The organism is Streptomyces sp. NPDC052114 (genome assembly GCF_040680155.1).
Classification (GTDB): domain Bacteria; phylum Actinomycetota; class Actinomycetes; order Streptomycetales; family Streptomycetaceae; genus Streptomyces.
Window position 1 is genome coordinate 559,994 of the sequence record NZ_JBFAWC010000002.1, and the last position, 20,052, is coordinate 580,045.

Genomic DNA, 20,052 nt, shown 5'->3' on the forward strand with positions numbered 1-20,052 from the left:
GCTACTCCACGGTGCTCAGGGACAGCGCGAAGCGCCCCCTCTCGTCCGTCCACCAGTGCGTCAGCTGCAGTCCGGCGGCGGCCAGTTCGGTGCGCACGCCGTCCTCGCGGAACTTCGCGGAGATCTCGGTGCGCAGCTCCTCGCCCGCGGTGAAGTCGACCGTCATGTCCAGCGCGGGGATCTTCACCGTCTGATCGGCCGTCGAGCGCAGCCGCATCTCGATCCACTCCCGTTCGCGGTCCCAGACGGCGACGTGCTCGAAGGCGTCCTGGTCGAAGTCGGCGCCCAGCTCGCGGTTCATCACCGCGAGGACGTTCTTGTTGAACGCGGCCGTCACGCCCGCCCCGTCGTCGTACGCGGTGACGAGCACCGACTCGTCCTTGACCAGGTCGGTGCCGAGCAGCAGCGCGTCGCCGGGGGAGAGCAGGCCGCGGACCGAGGAGAGGAACGCCGCGCGCTCGGCGGGCAGCAGATTGCCGATCGTGCCGCCGAGGAACGCGATCAGCCGCGGTCCCGGTGTGCCCGGCAGCGCGAGGCCGCGGGTGAAGTCGGCGATCAGGGCGTGCACGTCGAGCGAGGGGCGCTGTGCGAGCAGGGTGTTCGCGGCGCCGGTCAGCGCGCTCTCGCTCACGTCGACGGGCACGTAGGTGTGCAGGGACGCCAGGGCGTCGATCAGATGGCGGGTCTTCGCCGAGGAGCCCGAGCCCAGCTCGATCAGCGTGCGCGCACCCGTCACCTCCGCGATACGGGGGGACCGGTCGACCAGGATCTCCCGCTCGGCGCGCGTCGGGTAGTACTCGGGCAGGGTAGTGATCTCCTCGAAGAGGGCACTGCCGCGCGCGTCGTAGAACCACTTGGGCGGCAGCGACTTCGGGGTGCGGGTCAGCCCGTGCAGCACGTCGGCGCGCAGCGCGGCGTCGGTGGCGTCCTCGGGCAGGGTGCGGGTCAGCAGGTACGGGCTCACGCAGGTGGCTCCTTGAGCGGTGTCAGCAGTACGTCGGTGCGGCTGGCGGCGAGCAGTGTGCGGTCGGGCACCTCGCGCCAGTGCGGGTCGTCGTCGTAGGGCTCGGAGGCGACGACGGTGCGGCGGCCGGGCTCCGCGAGGCACCACAGGGTGTCGCCCCAGGTGGTCGCGGCGATCGTCTCGCCGTTGGTCAGCAGGAGGTTCAGGCGCGACCCGGGAGCCGCCTCCGCGACCTCAAGGACGGTGTCCGCGAGGGCCTGGCCCTCCTCGTCGCCGCGCCGCAGCCGGTGCAGGACGAGCGCCCACACCAGCGCGGAGTCGCAGCGCGCCTCCATCGAGAGCAGCTCCTCGGGCGGCAGGTCGCGGGTGAGGACGGCGAGCGAGCGGGGCCAGCCCGCTACGGCGCCGTTGTGGCTGAACAGCCACGGCCCGGCCGCGAACGGCGCGGCCGCGGCCTCCCCGTCCGCGCCCGCGAGCGTCGCGTCGCGCACCGCGCCGAGCAGCGCGCCGGAGCGCACCACGCGGGCCAGGTCGGCGAACGACTGGTCGCCCCAGATGGGCCCGCCGCGGCGATAGCGCGCCGGGACCGGGTCCCCGTCCGCGTACCAGCCCACCCCGAAACCGTCGGCGTTGACGGTGCCGTGCCGCTGCATGCGGGGTGCCCAGGACTGGCGGTACAGGCCGTGCGCGGGCTCCACGAGGAGGCCGCCCAGCGGCTGCGGCGGTCCCAGATAGGCGAGGTGACGGCACATCAGACGGCCTCCGGGACCTCGGCAGCACCGGCGTCCCGCGCCGTGCGGAACCCGGCGAAGATCTGCCGCCGCACCGGATGGTCCCAGTTGCGGAACGTCCCCCGGCAGGCCACCGCGTCGACGGAGAACGCCCCGCCGCGCAGCACCTTGTAGTCGCCGCCGAAGAAGACGTCCGAGTACTCGCGGTAGGGGAAGGCGGAGAAGCCGGGGTAGGGCAGGAAGCCGGAGTCCGTCCACTCCCAGACGTCGCCGATCAACTGGCGTACGCCGAGCGGTGATTCGCCCGCCGGGTAGCTGCCCGCGGGGGCGGGGCGCAGATGGCGCTGGCCGAGGTTGGCCCGCTCGGGCGTGGGGTCCGCGTCGCCCCACGGGTAGCGCATCGAGCGGTCGGCCACCGGGTCGTACCGTGCGGCCTTCTCCCACTCCTCCTCGCTGGGCAGGCGCCGCCCCGCCCAGCGCGCGTACGCGTCGGCCTCGTACCAGCTCACGTGCAGGACCGGCTCGTCGCCCGGCACCGGCTCGACCGTCCCGAAGTGACGGCGCAGCCACTGGCCGCCCTCGCGCCGCCAGAACAGCGGCGCGCTCAGCCCGTTCCCGCGGACCATCGCCCAGCCCTCCGGGGCCCACCAGCGCTCCTCCTCATAGCCCCCGTCGTCGATGAAGCGCTGGTACGCGGCGTTCGTCACCGGCGTGGTGTCGACGAAGAACGGCGGGACGATGCGGTGGTGCGCCGGCCGTTCGTTGTCCAGCGCCCACGGCTCGGTCGAGGTGCCCATCGTGAACGGGCCGCCGGGAACCAGGACTTCGGCCGGACCCGTGAAGGGCGCGCCGCGCTCGGGGTCGGGCGCGGTGAGCGCGGTGGCGCCCGCGCGCAGCTGGTGCGTGATGAGCATGGTCTCGTCGTGCTGCTGCTCGTGCTGCGCGATCATCCCGAAGGCGAACCCCGCGTCGGTGAGCGGGGTGCCGCGCAGCGGCGTCGTGGCGAGCACGTCGAGGGCGCGGCCCCGCACCTCGGCCGCGTAGCCGCGGGCCTCGGCGGGCGCGAGCAGCGGCAGGCTCGGCCGCGCGGCGCGGGGGTGCTCGAAGGCGTCGTACAGCGGGTCGATCTCGGGCCGCATGGCGTCGCGGCCCGCGACCGCGCGCAGCAGCCACTGCTCCTCCTGGTTGCCGATGTGCGCGAGGTCCCAGACCAGCGGCGACATCAACGGCGAGTGCTGCGCGGTCAGTTCGGAGTCCTCCACACAGGACGTGAGGAGGGTGGTGCGGTCGCGGGCGGCCAGGAGCGCGCTCAGCGCGCGCTCCCTCAGGGCCTCCGGGTCGTCGGCGGGGCCGGTCATCGGCGGGAGTCCTTCCCAGGTGCGGCATGAAGTCGGGAGGTGTCGCGCACGGTGTCGAGCAGGTCGTCGGCGGGGCAGCGGCCCCGCGCGACGTACTGCGCGGCGTACGTGGCGACGGCGTCGCGCACGGACACGTCGGCGCCCATCCGGGGCAGCGCGTCGACGGCGGCGGCGAAACAGGCGACGGCGGCCTCGCGCAGCTCGGGGTCGGCCGGGCCGTGGCGCGCCGCGTCCAGCCACAGCGGGCTGTGCGGCGCGCGCGGCGCGCCCGGGGGCCCGTCGCGCTCGGCGAGCGGCTTGACGGCGCGGTAGGCGGACTCCGCCGCCTCCGGGTCGTCGAACAGCGCGCTCGTCACGGCGAGCGGCACGATCCAGCCGTCCTCGCCGGGCTGCGCGTCGACCATGCGCAGCTCCAGGTGACCGCGCGGGCGCACCGGCGGGAACAGCGTGGTCAGGTGGTAGTCGAGGTCGTCGCGGGTGGGCGGGCGCGGCGGCCCGCCGTCGCGGGCCCAGGCACGGAAACTGAGTCCGTCGGGCACGTGCCAAGGGCCCTCGTCGGGGCCTGACTTGACACACATGACCGGCGCGTCCAGGGCGTGCCGGGTCCAGGTCTCGCGGGGCTCCCCGTCGAGGGGCGGGGCGCCGGATCTGCCGGGTTCGATGCCCGCCCACACGGCCTGCCGGGTGGACCGCCACCCGGTGGGCCGCCCGTCCTGCAGCGGCGAGTTGGCGAACGCGGCGACCAGGACGGCGCCGAGCAGGTGCGCGAGGCGCCAGCGCCGCGCGTAGCCGAGCGGTCCCGGTTCCTCGTACCCGGCGTCCACACAGATCTGCACCGACGCGGTGGAGCACATCATGCGGCGGCCGGCCGGGCCGCCGCGGTCGAGGCAGGACTCCAGGGCGTCGTAGCGGGGCTCGCGCAGGACCCGTGAGGGCGGACGCCAGGGGTCGGCGCCGAACCCGCTGAGGGTGAGGTGGTGGACGCGCAACGCGTCGCGTACGGCGCGGAGATCGGCCCGCATGGCCGAGATGAGGTCCGTCAGCGAGGCGGCGGGCAGCGAGCTGAGCTCCAGCTGGCCGCCGGGTTCGACGGTGACGGACGAGTGCAGGGGCAGGGCCCGCAGTGCGGCGTAGGCCTCTTCGAGGCGGGCGGCCGGGACGGGCAGGTGGGGCAGTCCGGGCTCGTGGACGAGCCACTCCAGTTCGACGCCTGTGGTACGGGGCGGTCCGGTCTTGAAGCAGATGCCGCGGACCAGCGCCTCGACCTCGGCCTCGGACACCGTGTCGCACGCCCGGACGGGCTGTGGGGCGCGGTGCTGCGTACAGTCTCCCTCGCACATGTCGGGGATTCCTTCCGTCGATGCTGCTCGTAACACCCAAAACCTTCAGGGGCGTTCGCACAAGAGTGCCCTTGGTGGCGTTCTCCTACCGGGAATTTCTGTTGCGCCGCCCGACGCACGCCGCTCACCATGCGTTCATGAACGACACGGGGGTACGGGCATGAGCGCCCGGCTGCGCGCACAGGCGCAGGAGACGGAGCAGATCGTCGCCGCGGGGGCGTACACGACGCCGGGCGGGCGGCGGGTGGTCATCGCCGACGCGGTGGCCGCGGCACGTGCCGGTACCCGGCAGTTCGGGCCCGAACCCGTGGACGTGCCCGGCCGCGCGCCCGTCCCTACCCGCTTCGAGGTCACGGGCGAGAGCAGCCTGGCGGCGGCCGCCCGGCTCACCGCCGAGGACGACGCACCGGTCGCGGTCCTGAACTTCTCCTCCGCGCGCAACCCGGGCGGCGGGTACCTGAACGGCGCGCAGGCGCAGGAGGAGGCCCTGTGCCGGGCCTCCGCGCTCTACGCCTGCCTGATCGGGGCCCGTGCCTTCTACGACCACCACCGCGCCGACCGCGACCCCTTCTACAGCGACCGAGTGATCCACTCGCCCGGCGTCCCGGTCTTCCGCGACGACCGCGGCCGGCTCCTCGACGCGGCGTACCCCGTCGGCTTCCTGACCTCGGCGGCGCCGAACGCCGGGGTGATCCGCCGGCGGACCCCCGAGCGCACCGCCGACATCCCGGCCGCCCTTGCCGCACGCGCCGAGCGGGTCCTGGAGACGGCCGCCGCGTGCGGCTACCGCCGTCTGGTGCTCGGCGCGTGGGGCTGCGGCGTCTTCATGAACGACCCCGCGCGGGTCGCGGGCGCCTTCCGGGCGCTGCTCGGCGAAGGCGGCCGGTTCGCCGGACAGTTCGCCCACGTCGTCTTCGGCGTGCTCGACCGCACGAAGGGCGCGGTGACGCGCGGCGCGTTCGAGGAGGCGTTCGCCCAGGAGACCACGGGAGGTCAGCGCCAGCCGTAGCGCTCCTGGAGGCGGCGGACGACCAGGTTGAACCGCATCCGGTCGAGCGCGCACGCCTCGCGCCGCATCCCGCGCTCGTGCACCCGCAGCACCCGGTCGATGTCCACCCACGAGTCGCGGCCCTCGCGGTCCCACGGCCCGCTGCCGATCGGCACCCACTCGCGGTCGCCGTCGTGGCGCCTGCTGGACAGCTGGACGGCGAGCAGCGTGCCGGAGTCCTCGCGGGCCACCACGAGCACCGGCCGGTCCTTGCCGCGCCCGTCGTTCTCCTCGAACGGGACGAACGTCCAGACGATCTCACCGGGATCGGGATCGCCGTCGTGCTCCGGCGCGTACGTGGTGCGCACCCGGCCCACCTCGCGCGGCGCGGCCTCGGTGGTCGCGGTCGGGCCCGAGCGGCCGGGCGTGTCGGACAGGTGCGGGTCATCGATGGAGGCAGTCACACGGGTCACCGTAGAGCCTGACCGGCCCAACCCGGTGAGCGGGACCCGCGCACGGACCGCAGGCTCGGTCCATGACGCTTCGACAACTGCGCGCCCCCCGAACCCTCGTCGCCCTCGCCGCGGCGGGGGCCGTGCTCGCGCCGACGACGGCCGGTTCCGCCTCCGCCCCGCCGCCGGGCGCCGCCCCGCCGCCCCGCACCGCCTCCGCCTGGCTCCCGTACTGGGACCAGGAGGCCGCGTACCAGAACGCCCTGCGCCACGCGGACCAGCTGCACACCGTCAGCCCCTTCTGGTACCAGGCGAAGTCGGCCGGGCGTGTCGACCCGCACTCCGGCGCGGGGCAGCGGCGGATCATCGACGGACTGCACCGGGCGGGCATCAAGGTCGTGCCGACCGTCATGGAGACGCTGCCGCCCGGCGCGCTGGCCGCCGTCGTCACCGACCCGGCCCGCCGCGCCACGCACATCAAGACCCTCTTGAACGTGGTCAAGAGCCGTGCCTACGACGGACTCGACCTCGACTACGAGACCATCGCGCCGACCGGCGACGCCGCGTACAAGAAGGTCCGCGACGGCTACGCCACCATGGTCACCGACCTGTGCCGCCGCCTCCACGAGCTGCGCAAGCAGTGCGTCATCACCGTCTCGCCGAAGACCGCGGGCACCGGCCGGGTCTGGGACTACAAGCGGCTCGGCGCCGCCGCCGACCGCCTGCGGATCATGGCGTACAACCTGCACTGGGCCGAGGGCTCGCCCGGCCCGCTGTCCACGCCCGCCTGGTACGACGAGATCCTGCGGCGCGCCACCGCCGAGGTGCCGCGCCGCAAGCTGGAGATGGGCCTGCCCGCCTACGGCTGGGACTGGGCCGTCGGCAAGCGCGACCGCGCCCGGCACGTGACCTCGAAGGAGGCCGAGGCGCTGCGCCGCAAGGTCAAGGCGCCCTACCGCATCGACCCCGCCTCCAGCACGCCGCACTTCACGTACGACGACGGAGGAACCAAGCGCACGGTCTGGTACCAGGACGCGCGCGGGACCGCCGCGCACCTGCCGGCGCTGCGGAAGTACGGCGTGGACCAGACGGTGCTGTGGGCGCTCGGCTTCGAGGACCCGGGGCTGTGGCGGGAGCTGGCCCGTAGGTGAGCTGACCGGCGGCGAGTCCCTGCCCCCCTCATGAAGCCCTTGTGACGGCCGCGTTGCGGCTTCGTGGACCGTCGTCCGACGTCTTGTGCGGGCACGTCCAGGTGACTTAATTTCTGAAACTAAGTCACCTGGACGGCGTCATCGGGACGAGCCGTCGGGCACGTCTGAGGCGAGGGGGACCGCAGTGAGAGCGGAAGGCATGCGGCGCGGGAACGTGTCGGCGGTGCTGCGCGCGGTGCTCACCGAAGGGCCGCTGCCGCGCGCCGACATCGCCCGCGCGACCGGGCTCTCCGCGCCCAGCGTCACCAAACTGACGGCCGTCCTCGTCCGCGCCGGGCTGCTGCGGGAGAACGCCCCGGCCGAGACCACCCAGGGCCGCCCGCGCGTACCCGTCGCCGTCGACCCGTCGGGAGCCGTCGCCCTCGGCGTCCACATCGGACTGCTGCGCACCACGCTCGGCGTCGTCGGCCTGGACGGCACGGTGTTCGCCCAGCGGGTCCTCGACCACGAGGCCCCGGGCGACGGCGGTCTCGCGCCGGACCGGATAGCGGATCAGGCGGCCGACGGCGCACGGGAGTTCCTCGCCGACCGGCTCGGCGGGCGGCGGCTGCTCGGCACCGGCATCAGCCTCGGCGGCTGGGTCGACGGCGAGCGCGGCGTGGTCGTCGACCACGGCGCCCTCGGCTGGCGCGACGTACGCCTGCTCGACCTGCTCGACGGGCGGCTCCCCGGCCCCGTGCGCCTGGAGCAGAGCGTGCGGGCCGCGGCCGGCGCCGAACTGTGGTTCGGGGCGGGGCGCGAGGTCGACGACTTCGTGCACCTCTTCTTCGGCAACGTCTCGGGCGCCGCCCTCGTCGTCGACCGCGCCGTGCACCGCGGGCCGGGCGCGGCGGCGGGCGGCATCGAGCATCTGCCCGCCACCGACGCGCCGGACGCCCGCTGCCCGCGGTGCGGCACGGGCTGCCTCTCGCTGCTGGCCGGCGACGCCGCGGTCGTCGCGGCCGCGCGGGCCGAGGGCCTGCTGCCCGACGCCGGACCGCTCCCGCTGGAGCGCCTGATCGCCGCGGCGCGCCCCGCGGGCAGCGGCACCGGCGACACCCGCGCGCAGGAGCTGCTGCGCCGCCGCGCCCGGTACGCGGGCCACGCCGTCGCCACCGTCGTCGACCTGCTCAATCCCAGCAGGGTCGTCCTCGCGGGCGGCATCCTCGCCGCCGACGAGTACCTGGACGACCTGCGGGCGGAGGTCACCGCGCGCGCCCACCGCGGCTGGGACGCCGCCACCCGCGTCGTGCCCGCGGCCTTCGGCTCCGGCGCGCTCGTCGTCGCCTCCGCGATGCCGCTGCTCGAAGAGGTCTACGCCGACCCGGTCGGGGTGCTCGGCCCGGACGGGCAGGCGGTGGCCGCGTCATGAACACGGACCTCGGCGCCGAGCCGGAGAGCTGGGAACTGTTCCGCGTCGCGGTGAGTGCGCGCACCGAGTGGCTGGTGCTGCGGCTCACCGCCGCCGACGGCACGCGCGGCTACGGCGAGTGCTCGGACGCGGGGCCCCTGCGGCAGGTCCTGGACCGTCTCGTGCGGGGGCCGGACACCTGCCCGGAGTTCGTCGCGCGGACCGTCGCCGGGGGCCTGGAGCAGGCCCGCGTCGACGTGGCCGCCCGCCGCGCGGGGCTGCCGTTGTGGGCCTGGCTCGGCGGGCGGCACCCCGGGGCGGTCGAGCTGTACGCCAACATCAACCGCGTCGCGGGTGGCCGGGGGCCGGACGACGTGGCCGCGACGGCGCGGGCCGCCGTCGCCGACGGTTTCCGCGCCGTCAAGCTCGCCCCCTTCGACACGGGCGACCCGCACGGGCGTCGTCCGCTGCCCGAGCTCGGCCTCGCGCGGCTGGCCGCCGCACGGGCGGCGGTGGGTCCGCGGGTCGCGCTGATGGCCGACGCCCACGAACGGCTCGCCCTCGCCGAACTCGCGCCGCTGCTGGGCCCGTTGACGGATCTCGGCCTGTACTGGCTGGAGGACGGCGTCGGCATCGGGCGCCCCGACGAGCTCGCCGAACTGCGTGCTCTGACGGAACTCGCCCTCGCCGGGGGAGAGTTCGCGACTGACGTGACCGAGCTCGCGCCGGTGCGCGGTCTGCTCGACGTCCTCATGCCGGACGTCAAGCACGCCGGCGGCCCCCTGCGGGCCCGCGACCTGGCCCGCTCCGCACCCGGCGCCCGGATCTCCTTCCACAACCCGTCCGGCCCCGTCGCCACCCTGCACGCCGCCCACCTCGCCGGAGCGTGCGGCACCACCGAGCCGCTGGAGTACGCCTACGGCGAGACGCGCTGGCGCCCCGACGTCGTACGCGGCGCCGAGCGGATCCACGAGGGCCGCCTCACCCTGCCGGACGCGCCCGGCGTCGGGCTGGACATGGACACCGGGCACCCGGCGGTGACCCGCGTAGGGAGCGGGCGGCTCGAACCGCACCCCTCCTGTCGCGCCTGACGCCCCACCGGCACCCCGCCCCCGCACGCCTCGCACCCGTCCTCTTCAGGAGGTCCTGCCATGCGCCCGACAGCCACCGACTCGTCCGCGATATCGCGTCGCTCCCTCCTCGCCGCCGTCGGCGCGGGCGGCGCCCTGCTCGCGCTGCCCGCCTGCCGCTCCGCCGTCGACGAGGAGAACAAGTCCGCGGGCGGCGGCGCCAAGGGCGGCACGCTGCGCATCGCGCAGACCGCCGACATCGCGCCCGCCACCCTCTTCGGCCAGAACAACCCGAACTTCACGCTGGCCCGCACTGTCTTCAACACCCTCACCGAGTACGACCACAGGACCCTGGAGCCGAGGCCCTCGCTCGCCGAGTCCTGGCGGGAGGCGAAGGACGGCCGCTCGATCACGCTCGGGCTCCGCAAGGACGTGACCTTCCACAGCGGCCGCGCCTTCACCTCCGCCGACGTCGCCTTCGCCCTGGAGAACCTCACCAAGGACACGACCGCCTCCCAGCTGGGGCACGTCGCCCAGGCGATCGAGAAGGTCGTCGAGGACGACGAGCACACCATCACGCTCAAGCTCGCCCACCCCGTCAGCAACCTCTTCGACCTCTTCGAGATCCTGCTCGTCGTCGACAAGGAATCCGTCGACGACCTGGTCAAGGGCACCAAGTTCATCGGCACGGGCCCCTTCCGCGTGGCCTCCTACCGCGCGGGCACCAGCCTGGAGCTGAAGCGCAACGACCGGTACTGGAAGCGGGGCGCCCCACGGCTCGACGGCATCGAGGTGACCGTCGTCAACCAGTCCACGTCCATGGTGTCGAGCCTGCGCTCCGGCGGCACCCACCTCCTCGTCGACGTCGCGCCCCTGGACGCCGCCGCCATCAGGAACGACCCGCGCTTCAAGGTCACCGTCTCCGACGCGCACGACTCCGCGTTCTACATCGCCTCGAACGTCGAGGTGAAGCCGCTCGACGACAAGCGCGTGCGGCAGGCCGTCGCCTGGGCCGTCGACCGCGACCGCGTCCTGGAGCAGGTGCTCGGCGGTATCGGGACCGTCAGCTCCCTTCCCTGGGCGGCCAGTTCACCCGCGTACGACAAGAAGAAGGCCGCCCACTACCGCCGCGACCCGAAGAGGGCGAAGGCCCTGATCGAGGCGGCCGGCGCGCGCGGCAAGAGCGTCAAGGTCCTCTACAACGCGGGCCTCGCCACCAACGCGAAGATCGCCGAGATCGTCACGTACGACCTCGGGAAGATCGGCCTGGCGGCGAGCGCCGAGCCCCTCCAGGCACCCGACTTCTTCGCCAAGCTCCAGGCCGGTGAACTGCCCGGCCTGTTCATCAACGGCCACGGCTTCGGCCAGCTCCACCCGGCCACCCTCGTCAAGGGCGCCTTCCCCTTCAACGCCGACAAGAACGCCTCCAACTTCGACAGCGAGACCTACCGCACGCTCGCCGACCGGCTCTGGAAGGCAACCGACGAGGAGGCCGCGCGACAGGCCGCCGACGACCTCAACGACCTGCTCCTGGAAGAGCAGTTCGTCTCCGACCTCGTCGCGAGCTCCCACACCTTCACGGTCTCCGAGAAGGTCCACGGCCTGCACTGGACGATGTTCGACTACCTCGACCTCGACCGCACCACGATCGGCTGACGCGCCATGCTCCGTTACGCCCTGCGCCGCGTCCCCGCCGCCCTCGTCGTCCTCGCCGTCGCCTCCGTCCTCGTCTTCGCCGTCCTCAGGCTCGCGCCCGGCGACCCCGCCGTCGTCCTCGCGGGCCCCGACGCGTCGGCGGCCACCGTCGCCGAGGTCCGCACCTCACTGGGCCTCGACAGGTCGCTGCCCGCGCAGTACTGGACCTGGCTGAGCGGCGTCCTCACCGGTGACCTCGGCACCTCGTTCATCCTCGGCGCGCCGAACGCCACCCTCATCGGGCGCGGCCTCGGCAACACCCTCGAACTCGCCCTCGCGGCCCTGCTGCTGGCGCTCCTCGGCGGCGGCGCGGCCGGGCTCGCGCTCGGCACCGGCACGCGGCGCGCCGTGCGGACCCTGCTCGGCGGCGCCGTGAGCCTCGCCCTCGCCGTACCGCCGTACGTCACCGGCGTCCTGCTCGTCCTCGTCTTCGCCGTCACCTGGCGCGTGCTGCCCGCCTCCGGACACGAGGACCTGCTCGCCGACCCGGAGATCGGCGTCCAGTACCTGCTGCTGCCCGCGCTCTGCCTCGCCCTGCCCACCGGCGCCGTCCTCGCCCGCTTCCTCGCCGCGTCCCTGCGCCGGGCCCGCGTGGACGAGTACGTGAAGACCGCCACCGCCAAGGGCCTGCCCCGGCGCCGTCTGCTGGCCCGGCACGTCCTGCCCAACGCCCTGCCGCCCGTCGTCACCGTCCTCGGCATCCAGATCGGCCAGCTCCTCGGCGGCGCCATCGTCGTCGAGGCGGTCTACGCCTGGCCCGGCCTCGGACAGCTGCTGCTCCAGGCGGTGATCGGCCGCGACTACCTGCTCGTGCAGGACCTGCTCCTGTTCGCCGTCGCGGTCTTCGTCGTCGTGCAGACCCTCACCGACCTGGCCCAGGCGGCGCTCGACCCGCGCGTGCGGACGGGCGGTGCGGTGTGAGGCTCCTGCCCGCTGCCGCCGCCCGCACGGGCCTCGTCCTCGTCGCGCTGCTCGTCCTGCTGGGCCTCGGCGCGCCGCTGCTCGCCGGACAGTCGCCCCTCGACCAGGGCGCCGACGCCCTCAGCGGGCCGGGCGGCGGCCATCTCCTCGGCACCGACGAGTTCGGCCGCGACCTGTTCAGCCGTGTCCTGTACGGCATCCGCCTCGACGTGCTCATCGCGTTCGGCGCCGTGCCGCTCGGCGCCGTCACCGGGATCGCGCTGGGCCTGGCCTGCGGGGCGCACCCCGCGCTCGACCTGGTCCTCCAGCGTCTCTTCGACGTGCTGCTCGCCTTCACCGCGCTGATCCTCGGCGTCACGCTCGCCGCGATCCTCGGGCCCGGCACCGGTGCCGTCTTCTGGACCGTCGCCGGAGTGAACGTGCCGCTGTTCGGGCGGATCGCGCGGGACGCCGTCCTCGCGCAGAAGGGCCGCGAGTACGTCGTCGCGGCGATCGCCCTGGGCGCGAGCCGGCGCAGGATCCTTGTCCGGCACATCCTGCCCAACACCCTCGATCCGCTGATCGTGCAGTGCGCGCTCTCCCTGTCCACGGCCGTCTTCATCGAGGGCGCGATGAGCTTCGTCGGCATCGGCGTCACCCCGCCCGACCCGTCGCTGGGCGCGCTGCTGCGGACGAGCGTGAACTTCCTCGGGGAGAACGCGGCCTACGCCATCGGCCCGATGGTCGTCGTGACCGGCCTCGTGATCGGTTTCAATCTGCTCTCCGACGGACTGAACAAGGGGTTGTCGCAACGATGAGCAGCGAGACGAGAAGCAGCACGAGCGACAGGACGAGCAGCAGCACGAGCGGCAGGACGAGCGGGGACAGGGAACCGGGCACCGCCGCGGTCGTCACCGGAGCCGCCCGGGGCATCGGGCGCGTCATCGCGCTGGACCTCGCGGCCCGCGGCCACCAGGTCGTCGCCGTGGACGTCCTCGCGGCGGTCGAGGAGCTGGCCGCGCACGGCGTACGCCCCGTCGTCGCCGACCTCACCGACGCCGACGCCCCCGAGCGCGTCCTCGACGCCGCCGCCGCCACGCCCCGCACCCTGGTCAACTGCGCCTACGCCGAGGAGCGCGCCCCGCTCCTCGACGGCACGCGGGAGGGCTGGGACCGCACGATCGACGTCAGCCTCAACGCCGCCGTGCGCCTGGCCAAGGCCTTCGCCGGACGGCTGATCGACTCCGGCGCGACCGGCGCGATCGTCAACATCGCGTCCGTGCACGCCCGGTTCGCGGCCCGTGAGTTCGGCGCGTACTCGGCCGCCAAGGCCGCGCTCGTCGCCTTCACCCGCACCGCCGCCCACGAATGGGGCCCGCACGGCATCCGCGTCAACGCGGTGGCGCCCGGCCTCATCGCCGTCGAGCGCAACGCCCACCTGCTCACGGACCCCGCCGAGCTGGCCGCGCGCGTACGGCCCTATCCGCTGCGGCGGCCGGGACGACCCGAAGAGGTGGCCCGCGCCGTCGCGTTCCTCGCCGGTGACGACGCCTCCTACGTCACCGGTGCCGTCCTGCCCGTCGACGGCGGGCTCGCCGCCCGTATCCCGGAGACCGACCTGTGAACGGAGTCCAGCCATGCGCACCCGGCGCACCCTCTTCAGAACCGCCCTGCTCGGCTGCCTGACCGCCGCCCTCGTCACCACCGGCCTCGCCGGCGCCGGACCGGCGCGGGCCGCCGGATCGACGTACCACGTGGACTGTTCCGCGCCCGCGAACGGCACCGGCACCGCGGCGTCGCCGTTCAACGCCCTCGCCCCCGCGAACGCCCTCACCCTCACCGCGGGCGACCAGGTGCTCTTCAGGCGCGGCACCGCCTGCGCGGGCCAGTTCGCGCCGAAGGCCACCGGCACCGCCGCCGCACGCGTGGTCATCGGCGCGTACGGCACGGGCGCCCGCCCCCGGATCGACGCGGCGGGCGCCGTCAACGCTGTCCTGCTCGACGACACGCCCTACACCACCGTCCAGGACCTCGAACTCACCGCCGAGGGCGACAACACCGCCCGCCGCCGCGGCGTGTACGTCTACGGAAAGGACGCCGGCACCGTCCGCGGCATCACCTTGCAGCGCCTGGACATCCACGACGTGCGCGGCGCCATGCCGTCCACCGTCGAGGGCCACTACCACGGCACCGGCAAGTACGCGGACGCCACCGGCGCGATCGTCGTCGAGGCGCAGGGCACCACCACGCCCACCGCCTTCGCCGACACCAGGGTCCTCGACAACACGATCCGCTCCGTCGACCGGCAGGGCATCTACACCTGGACCAACTGGTGCCGGAGGCCCGAGATGGCCGCCTTCTGGAAGACGCTCTGCACGGCGTCCTGGAAGCCCTCGACCGGATTCGTCGTGCGCGGCAACACGCTCTCCGACATCGGCGGCGACGGCATCGTCGTCAAGGGCAACGAGAACGCGCTCGTCGAGCACAACAGGCTCACCGGCTTCAACGAACGCTCCGACAGCCCCAACGCAGGGATGTGGACCGCCAACAGCACCGGCTCCGTGTTCCAGTTCAACGACACCTCCGGCGGCAGGTCGACCAAGGACGGCATGGCCTACGACGTCGACCACTCCTCGTCCGGCACCGTCTTCCAGTACAACTACTCGCACGACAACGAAGGCGGCTTCTTCCTGCTCTGCCCCTACGACGTCCCCACCAAGGACTTCGTGATCCGCTACAACATCTCCGTCGGCGACCGCGCCCGCGGCTTCCAGATCTGCGACGGGGCCCTGACGAACGGGAAGATCTACAACAACACCCTCAGCACCGGCGCGGGCGCCGTGAACCTCGTCCAGGAGACGACGAACGCCGAGCTGGACGTGGCCTTCACCAACAACATCGTCCGCAGGGGCCCCGCCACCACGGCAGTCAACTGGCAGCTCAGTGACTCCGGTTGGCGAACCGACCACAACGCCCTGTACGGCTTCGCGGCACCCGCGGGCGCCACGAACACCGTCACCGCCGCGCCCGGACTGCTCAGGCCCGGCTCGTACGACCCCCTGGACTACCGCCTGTGGCAGGGCTACCCCACCCTCGGCGGCGGCACGCCGGTCGCGGACAACGGCGGCCGCGACTACTTCGGCAACCCCGTCACGACCGGCGCCGCGCCCAACATCGGCGCCTATGAGGGCCCCGGCGTCCCCCGGTGACGCTCAGGGAGCCGGTTCCGCGCGCGGAACCGGCTCCGGCCACTTCTCGTACCACCGCTGGTCGGCCTCCAACTGCGCGGCCAGGGAGACGAGGAGAGGCTCGCTGCCCGCGGGTCCGAGCAGCTGCGCGCCCACGGGCAGGCCGCCCGGCGTGCGCCCCGCGGGGACGTTCACACCGGGCCAGCCCAGTACGTTCCACGGCCACGCGTAAGGGCAGGCGGCGATCATCGCCCGGTCGGTGCGCCAGCCGTTCATCGTGGCGAGCGTGCCGACGCGCGGCGGGGGAGTGGCCGTCGTCGGCGCGAGCACCACGTCGTACGTCGAGAAGACGGCGCCCACCCGGCGGTGCAGCGCGGCCTCCGAGCGGCGCGCGAGGCGCAGCGGCGCCCCGCCCAGCAGCCGCCCCATGCGGGCCGCCTCGCGCGTGCGCGGGTCCAGGAGCGAGGGGTCGGGCACCTGGCGGGTCCACTCCGCGATGCCCGCCGTGGCCCGCGGCACGAAGGCGAGACCGATCTGCCCGTAGCGCGGATCGGCCGGCGACACGTCGTGCCCGAGTGCGGCGAGCCGCTCCGCGAGCGCCACCACCCGGTCGCGCACCACGGGGTGGAGCTGCTTGGGCGTCGCCGTGAACGGCATCCGCAGCGACAGCGCGATCCGCAGCCGCCCCGGCTCACGGGTCGCGGCCTCGGCGGCGCGCACGGCGGGCGGCCGGTGCAGGTCGCCCGCGTGGCCGCCGCTCGCCGCGTCCAGGAGCAGCGCGGCGTCCTCGACCGTCCTGGCCAGCGGGCCGTTGACGGTGATCCCCTGGAACGCCTCCGCCCACGGCCACGTCGATATGCGCCCGCGCTGCGGCTTGATCCCGACCAGATGCGTCCACGCCGCGGGGATGCGGACCGAGCCCGCGCCGTCCGAGCCGAGCGCCGCCGGGACGAGGCCCGCGGCGACCGCGGCCGCCGAGCCGCCCGAGGAGCCGCCCGGCGTATGACCGGTGTTCCACGGATTGCGCGTGTCACCGAACCCGGGCCCCTCGGTGAACGGCCACTGACCCAGCTCACACGTGTTCGTCTTGCCCACGATCACCGCGCCGGCCACCCGCAGCCGACGCACGGCCTCGCTGTCCTCGGTCTTCGGCGGGAAGTCGCCGGGGCACCCGAACGCGGTCGGCTCACCCGCGACGTCCATGTCGTCCTTGACCGCCAGCGGCACGCCGAGCAGCGGTCGCCCGGGACCGGCGCCGCCCGCCGCCAGCTCCCGGTCGGCGGCGTCCGCCTCGGCGAGCGCGGCCTCGGCCCGCACCAGCCTGAAGGCGTTCAGCGCGGGCTGCGACGCCTCGATCCTGGCCAGCGTCCGCTCGGTCAGCGCACGCGAGGACACCTCTCCCTCGGTCAGCGCGCGTGCGGTGCGCGCCAGGCCTTCGGCACGGTCGGCAGTCATGTGGGGGACACCTTCGCTCGACGACGGGTGTCCGAACGTTAACCGGCGAGTAGGGCAGCGCGGAACGCGGCGGGCACGACAGCGCGCGACCCGGGCCTGCGGGACAACACGGAACCCGGGCACGGCAGTTCGTACCGCGCCCCCGGCGCGATCCCGGGCATGCCCGCGCGGGAGGGGACGCCGGTGCGCGCGCCGGGACGCCCGGCGGCGCTCCACCGCCCGCCTGAGGGCACCGGCGCACCGTCTGGGAAGATGCCGGTGTGATGGTGCAGATACCGAAGCAGCAGCCCACGCAGCGTTCCGTGCCCACGAGCGCCGACGTCGCCCGCCTCGCGGGCGTCTCCCGCGCGACCGTCAGTTACGTCCTCAACAACACCAGTGCCGTCCGCATCAGCGAGCCCACCCGCCGCCGCGTCCACGAGGCGGCCAGAGAACTGGGCTACGTCCCGCACGCCGCCGCCCGCAGCCTGCGCGCCGGGCACAGCCGCATGGTCCTCATGCCGACGTCAGAGGTCCCGATGGGACCCCTGTTCAGCCGGTTCTTCAACGAACTGCAGTGGGCGCTGAGCCGGTTCGACTACACCGTCGTGCAGTACGCGAGCCTCGGCCTGACCGGCGAGGACGCCGCGCGCGCCTGGGCCGAACTGCGCCCCGTGGCCGTCCTCGCGCCCGACGCCTCCGCGCTCGACGCGCGCGGCGTGAGCATCCTGAAGCGGTCCGGCGCCAGGGCCGTCTTCACGCTCGGACCGCACCGTGTCGACGGCGCGCACGCCCTGCTGATGGACGGCCGCAAGGTGGGCGAGGCCGCCGCACTGCACTTCCTGGCCCGTGGCCGGCGCCGCATCGGCGTCGTCGTCCCCGAGGAGCCGGGCCTGGAGAACTTCTCGCGGCCCCGCCTCGACGGGCTCCGCCGGGCCGTCGAGGACACCCGCACCGCCGACGCCTCGGTCACCGCCCTGCCCCTCGCCTTCACCGAGGAGTCAGCGGCCCGCCTCGCGGCGGACTGGCGCTCCCTGGGGCTCGACGCCGTGTTCGCGTACAACGACGAGTACGCGATGCTCCTGACGCGCGCCCTCCAGGACGAGGGCGTCACGATCCCCGACGACACCGCCGTGATCGGCTCCGACGACCTGATGCTGGGCCGGCTGCTGCGGCCGCGCCTGAGCACCGTCCGCATCGAGCTGCCGTCCGGCCGGGGCCTCGCCGAGCTCGTCGACCGCATGGTCCGCGACCCGGGCGAGCGGCCCGAGGTGCACGACATGCTCGGCGCGGCCGTCGTGCACCGCGAGTCCAGCTGAGCGTCCCCTACTCGCCCTGTTCCTGCTGCTTGGCCTGCTCGGCGGCCACCTGCCGGCGCACCTCGTCCATGTCCAGCTTCCTGGCCTGGCCGATGACGTCCGTGAGCGCGGCCTCGGGCAGCGCGCCGGGCTGGGCGAACACCGCCACCTGGTCGCGGACGATCATCAGCGTCGGGATCGACTGGATGTTGAAGGCGGCCGCGAGCTCGGGCTGGGCCTCCGTGTCGACCTTCGCGAAGACCAGGTCCGGATTGGCCTCGGCGGCCTTCTCGTAGACGGGGGCGAACTGCCGGCACGGACCGCACCACGACGCCCAGAAGTCGATCAGGACGAAGTCGTTGTCCGTGACCGTCTCGTCGAAGTTCTCCTTGGTGAGCTCCACGGTCGTGCTGCTCATGGTGTTTCCCTACTTCCTGGTGTTCGGGCGAAGCCGCTGTGCACAACGGCCGACGGGGCGGACGTATTCCGCCGCCACCACGCGCGGGCGGTGCCGCGTGTGTACCGGCGTGTTCCGCGCGCGTACCCGTGTGGCCACGGCGCACACCTGCCGACAGACTGTCCTCATGACGGAAGCAATCACGTACGACGTAGTGGTCATCGGTGCCGGTCCCGTGGGGGAGAACGTCGCGGACCGGGCCCGTGCGGCGGGGCTCAGCGCCGCGATCGTGGAGAGCGAGCTCGTCGGGGGCGAGTGCTCGTACTGGGCGTGCATGCCCAGCAAGGCCCTGCTGCGCCCCGTGATCGCCCGCGCCGACGCCCGCCGCGTGCCCGGACTGCGCCAGTCCGTCCAGGGCCCGCTCGACGCCCCCGCCGTCCTCGCCCACCGCGACGACTACACCTCGCACTGGAAGGACGACGGCCAGGTCGGCTGGCTGGAGGACGTCGGCGTGGACCTGTACCGCGGCCACGGCCGCATCGCGGGCCCCCGCACGGTCACGGTGACCGCCGCCGACGGCACGGAGCGCGCCCTGGAGGCCCGGCACGCCGTCGCCGTCTGCACCGGGACGCGCGCCGCCCTGCCCGACCTGCCGGGCCTCGCCGACGTCAAGCCATGGACCAGCCGCGAGGCCACCAGCGCCGACCACGTGCCCGGCCGGCTGCTCGTGGTGGGCGGCGGCGTCGTGGCCGTGGAGATGGCCACCGCCTGGCAGGCGCTGGGATCGAGCGTGACGGTGCTGGTACGCGGCGGGGGCCTGCTGCCCCGCATGGAGCCGTTCGCCGGGGAACTGGTGGCGGACGCCCTGCGCGAGGCGGGCGCCGAGCTGCGCACCGGCGTCTCGGTGACCGCCGTCGAGCGCGCGGGCGGCACGGTCACCGCGACCCTGGACGACGGCTCGCGGCTCCAGGCCGACGAGATCCTCTTCGCCACGGGCCGCGCGCCCCGCACGGACGACATCGGCCTGGAGACGATCGGCCTGGAACCGGGCTCCTGGCTGCCGGTCGACGAGAGCCTGCGCGTCGAGGGCAGCGACTGGCTGTACGCGGTGGGCGACGCCAACCACCGCGCGCTCCTCACCCACCAGGGCAAGTACCAGGCCCGTATCGCGGGCGCCGCCATCGCCGCCCGCGCGCAGGGCGTCCCGCTCCTGGAGACCGACCGCTGGGGCGCCCACGCGGCCACCGCCGACCACGCGGCCGTCCCGCAGGTCGTCTTCACCGACCCCGAGGCCGCCTCGGCGGGCCTGACCCTCGCGGAGGCGGAGGCCGCGGGCCACCGCGTGCGCGCCGTCGACTACGACATGTCCGGCGTCGCGGGCGCCGGCCTGTACGCCGACGGCTACCGCGGCCGCGCCCGCATGATCGTCGACCTGGACCGCGAGATCCTCCTCGGCGTCACGTTCGTCGGCCCCGGCGTCGGCGAACTCATCCACTCCGCGACGATGGCGGTCGCGGGCGAGATTCCCCTGGACCGTCTGTGGCACGCCGTTCCCGCGTACCCGACGATCAGCGAGGTGTGGCTGCGGCTGCTGGAGACGTATCGGGGGTGAGTGGCACAGGAAATGACGGACCGCCGAAATCCGTGACGAAATCCGATCCGCTTCCGAAGTCCCTTGACGAGTGCGGTAATTCGA

At 74.1% G+C, this 20,052-nt stretch carries 18 protein-coding genes; 11 read left to right on the forward strand and 7 right to left on the reverse strand.

The genetic code is table 11. The features are described from left to right. Nucleotide 1: 1 nt before the first annotated feature. The 4 genes from egtD to egtA are packed head-to-tail and all read right to left on the reverse strand — an operon-like array spanning nt 2 to nt 4,393. Entirely contained in the window at nt 2-964 is a 963-nt protein-coding gene (egtD, locus tag AB0L89_RS06185) for an L-histidine N(alpha)-methyltransferase (protein WP_365135067.1), read from the reverse strand. Further along, on the reverse strand, nt 961-1,716 hold the full coding sequence (gene egtC / locus AB0L89_RS06190; RefSeq protein WP_365135070.1) for an ergothioneine biosynthesis protein EgtC: 756 nt from the start codon (nt 1,714-1,716) through the stop codon (nt 961-963). Before egtC ends, egtD begins: the two co-directional genes overlap by 4 nt. After that, the gene (egtB, locus tag AB0L89_RS06195) at nt 1,716-3,053 is read right to left on the reverse strand and encodes an ergothioneine biosynthesis protein EgtB (protein WP_365135073.1); all 1,338 of its coding nucleotides are present in this window, start codon (nt 3,051-3,053) and stop codon (nt 1,716-1,718) included. Before egtB ends, egtC begins: the two co-directional genes overlap by 1 nt. After that, on the reverse strand, nt 3,050-4,393 hold the full coding sequence (gene egtA / locus AB0L89_RS06200; RefSeq protein ID WP_365135076.1) for an ergothioneine biosynthesis glutamate--cysteine ligase EgtA: 1,344 nt from the start codon (nt 4,391-4,393) through the stop codon (nt 3,050-3,052). The genes egtB and egtA overlap by 4 nt, the downstream gene beginning before the upstream one ends. 160 nt (nt 4,394-4,553) lie before the next feature. Here egtA and AB0L89_RS06205 point away from each other — a divergent pair, with 160 nt between their 5' ends. Further along, nucleotides 4,554-5,402, forward strand: a complete 849-nt coding sequence (locus AB0L89_RS06205) for a TIGR02452 family protein (protein WP_365135079.1) — start codon at nt 4,554-4,556, stop codon at nt 5,400-5,402. Here AB0L89_RS06205 and AB0L89_RS06210 read toward each other — a convergent pair. Then, nucleotides 5,387-5,854 (reverse strand): type II toxin-antitoxin system PemK/MazF family toxin, encoded by a 468-nt coding sequence (locus AB0L89_RS06210; RefSeq protein WP_365135082.1) that lies wholly within the window; start codon nt 5,852-5,854, stop codon nt 5,387-5,389. The genes AB0L89_RS06205 and AB0L89_RS06210 overlap by 16 nt on opposite strands. A 62-nt stretch (nt 5,855-5,916) precedes the next feature. On the opposite strand from AB0L89_RS06210, the gene AB0L89_RS06215 reads away from it, so the two are divergent. From AB0L89_RS06215 to AB0L89_RS06250, 8 genes are all read left to right on the forward strand, one after another. Continuing rightward, nucleotides 5,917-6,984 carry a glycosyl hydrolase family 18 protein gene (locus AB0L89_RS06215; protein ID WP_365135085.1) on the forward strand — a complete coding sequence of 356 codons (1,068 nt, stop codon included), beginning with the start codon at nt 5,917-5,919 and terminating at the stop codon, nt 6,982-6,984. Nucleotides 6,985-7,183: 199 nt separating this feature from the next. Beyond that, nucleotides 7,184-8,395 carry an ROK family transcriptional regulator gene (locus tag AB0L89_RS06220; protein ID WP_365135088.1) on the forward strand — a complete coding sequence of 404 codons (1,212 nt, stop codon included), beginning with the start codon at nt 7,184-7,186 and terminating at the stop codon, nt 8,393-8,395. Next, entirely contained in the window at nt 8,392-9,465 is a 1,074-nt protein-coding gene (locus AB0L89_RS06225) for an enolase C-terminal domain-like protein (RefSeq protein WP_365135091.1), read from the forward strand. The genes AB0L89_RS06220 and AB0L89_RS06225 overlap by 4 nt, the downstream gene beginning before the upstream one ends. Nucleotides 9,466-9,525: 60 nt before the next feature. Further along, nucleotides 9,526-11,100, forward strand: a complete 1,575-nt coding sequence (locus AB0L89_RS06230; protein ID WP_365135094.1) for an ABC transporter substrate-binding protein — start codon at nt 9,526-9,528, stop codon at nt 11,098-11,100. A 6-nt stretch (nt 11,101-11,106) separates the two neighbouring features. Further along, nucleotides 11,107-12,060, forward strand: a complete 954-nt coding sequence (locus AB0L89_RS06235; RefSeq protein WP_365135097.1) for an ABC transporter permease — start codon at nt 11,107-11,109, stop codon at nt 12,058-12,060. Beyond that, nucleotides 12,057-12,857, forward strand: a complete 801-nt coding sequence (locus AB0L89_RS06240; protein WP_365135100.1) for an ABC transporter permease — start codon at nt 12,057-12,059, stop codon at nt 12,855-12,857. The genes AB0L89_RS06235 and AB0L89_RS06240 overlap by 4 nt, the downstream gene beginning before the upstream one ends. Next, nucleotides 12,854-13,663 (forward strand): SDR family NAD(P)-dependent oxidoreductase, encoded by an 810-nt coding sequence (locus tag AB0L89_RS06245; RefSeq protein WP_365135103.1) that lies wholly within the window; start codon nt 12,854-12,856, stop codon nt 13,661-13,663. The genes AB0L89_RS06240 and AB0L89_RS06245 overlap by 4 nt, the downstream gene beginning before the upstream one ends. Before the next feature lie 13 nt (nt 13,664-13,676). Further along, complete coding sequence (locus AB0L89_RS06250; protein ID WP_365135106.1) at nt 13,677-15,248, forward strand: right-handed parallel beta-helix repeat-containing protein; 1,572 nt, start codon at nt 13,677-13,679, stop codon at nt 15,246-15,248. A 3-nt stretch (nt 15,249-15,251) separates the two neighbouring features. Here AB0L89_RS06250 and AB0L89_RS06255 read toward each other — a convergent pair whose 3' ends face one another. Beyond that, on the reverse strand, nt 15,252-16,682 hold the full coding sequence (locus tag AB0L89_RS06255; RefSeq protein ID WP_365135109.1) for an amidase: 1,431 nt from the start codon (nt 16,680-16,682) through the stop codon (nt 15,252-15,254). Between the two features lie 263 nt (nt 16,683-16,945). Here AB0L89_RS06255 and AB0L89_RS06260 point away from each other — a divergent pair, with 263 nt between their 5' ends. Next, the gene (locus tag AB0L89_RS06260) at nt 16,946-17,980 is read left to right on the forward strand and encodes a LacI family DNA-binding transcriptional regulator (RefSeq protein ID WP_365135112.1); all 1,035 of its coding nucleotides are present in this window, start codon (nt 16,946-16,948) and stop codon (nt 17,978-17,980) included. Nucleotides 17,981-17,987: 7 nt separating this feature from the next. On the opposite strand, the gene trxA is transcribed toward AB0L89_RS06260, so the two are convergent. Further along, nucleotides 17,988-18,377 (reverse strand): thioredoxin, encoded by a 390-nt coding sequence (trxA, locus tag AB0L89_RS06265; RefSeq protein WP_365135115.1) that lies wholly within the window; start codon nt 18,375-18,377, stop codon nt 17,988-17,990. Nucleotides 18,378-18,543: 166 nt separating this feature from the next. On the opposite strand from trxA, the gene AB0L89_RS06270 reads away from it, so the two are divergent. Then, entirely contained in the window at nt 18,544-19,968 is a 1,425-nt protein-coding gene (locus AB0L89_RS06270; protein WP_365135118.1) for an NAD(P)/FAD-dependent oxidoreductase, read from the forward strand. Nucleotides 19,969-20,052: the final 84 nt, after the last annotated feature.

Excerpts from the sequence above, each read along its gene's own strand:
- egtA (WP_365135076.1), bottom strand. The coding sequence starts at position 4,393 with ATGTGCGAGGGAGACTGTACGCAGCACCGCGCCCCACAGCCCGTCCGG.
- AB0L89_RS06230 (WP_365135094.1), top strand. The coding sequence starts at position 9,526 with ATGCGCCCGACAGCCACCGACTCGTCCGCGATATCGCGTCGCTCCCTC.
- AB0L89_RS06250 (WP_365135106.1), top strand. The coding sequence starts at position 13,677 with ATGCGCACCCGGCGCACCCTCTTCAGAACCGCCCTGCTCGGCTGCCTG.
- AB0L89_RS06220 (WP_365135088.1), top strand. The coding sequence starts at position 7,184 with ATGCGGCGCGGGAACGTGTCGGCGGTGCTGCGCGCGGTGCTCACCGAA.
- AB0L89_RS06245 (WP_365135103.1), top strand. The coding sequence starts at position 12,854 with ATGAGCAGCGAGACGAGAAGCAGCACGAGCGACAGGACGAGCAGCAGC.
- egtC (WP_365135070.1), bottom strand. The coding sequence starts at position 1,716 with ATGTGCCGTCACCTCGCCTATCTGGGACCGCCGCAGCCGCTGGGCGGC.
- AB0L89_RS06255 (WP_365135109.1), bottom strand. The coding sequence starts at position 16,682 with ATGACTGCCGACCGTGCCGAAGGCCTGGCGCGCACCGCACGCGCGCTG.
- egtB (WP_365135073.1), bottom strand. The coding sequence starts at position 3,053 with ATGACCGGCCCCGCCGACGACCCGGAGGCCCTGAGGGAGCGCGCGCTG.
- AB0L89_RS06225 (WP_365135091.1), top strand. The coding sequence starts at position 8,392 with ATGAACACGGACCTCGGCGCCGAGCCGGAGAGCTGGGAACTGTTCCGC.
- AB0L89_RS06205 (WP_365135079.1), top strand. The coding sequence starts at position 4,554 with ATGAGCGCCCGGCTGCGCGCACAGGCGCAGGAGACGGAGCAGATCGTC.
- AB0L89_RS06270 (WP_365135118.1), top strand. The coding sequence starts at position 18,544 with ATGACGGAAGCAATCACGTACGACGTAGTGGTCATCGGTGCCGGTCCC.
- AB0L89_RS06215 (WP_365135085.1), top strand. The coding sequence starts at position 5,917 with ATGACGCTTCGACAACTGCGCGCCCCCCGAACCCTCGTCGCCCTCGCC.
- trxA (WP_365135115.1), bottom strand. The coding sequence starts at position 18,377 with ATGAGCAGCACGACCGTGGAGCTCACCAAGGAGAACTTCGACGAGACG.
- AB0L89_RS06260 (WP_365135112.1), top strand. The coding sequence starts at position 16,946 with ATGGTGCAGATACCGAAGCAGCAGCCCACGCAGCGTTCCGTGCCCACG.
- AB0L89_RS06235 (WP_365135097.1), top strand. The coding sequence starts at position 11,107 with ATGCTCCGTTACGCCCTGCGCCGCGTCCCCGCCGCCCTCGTCGTCCTC.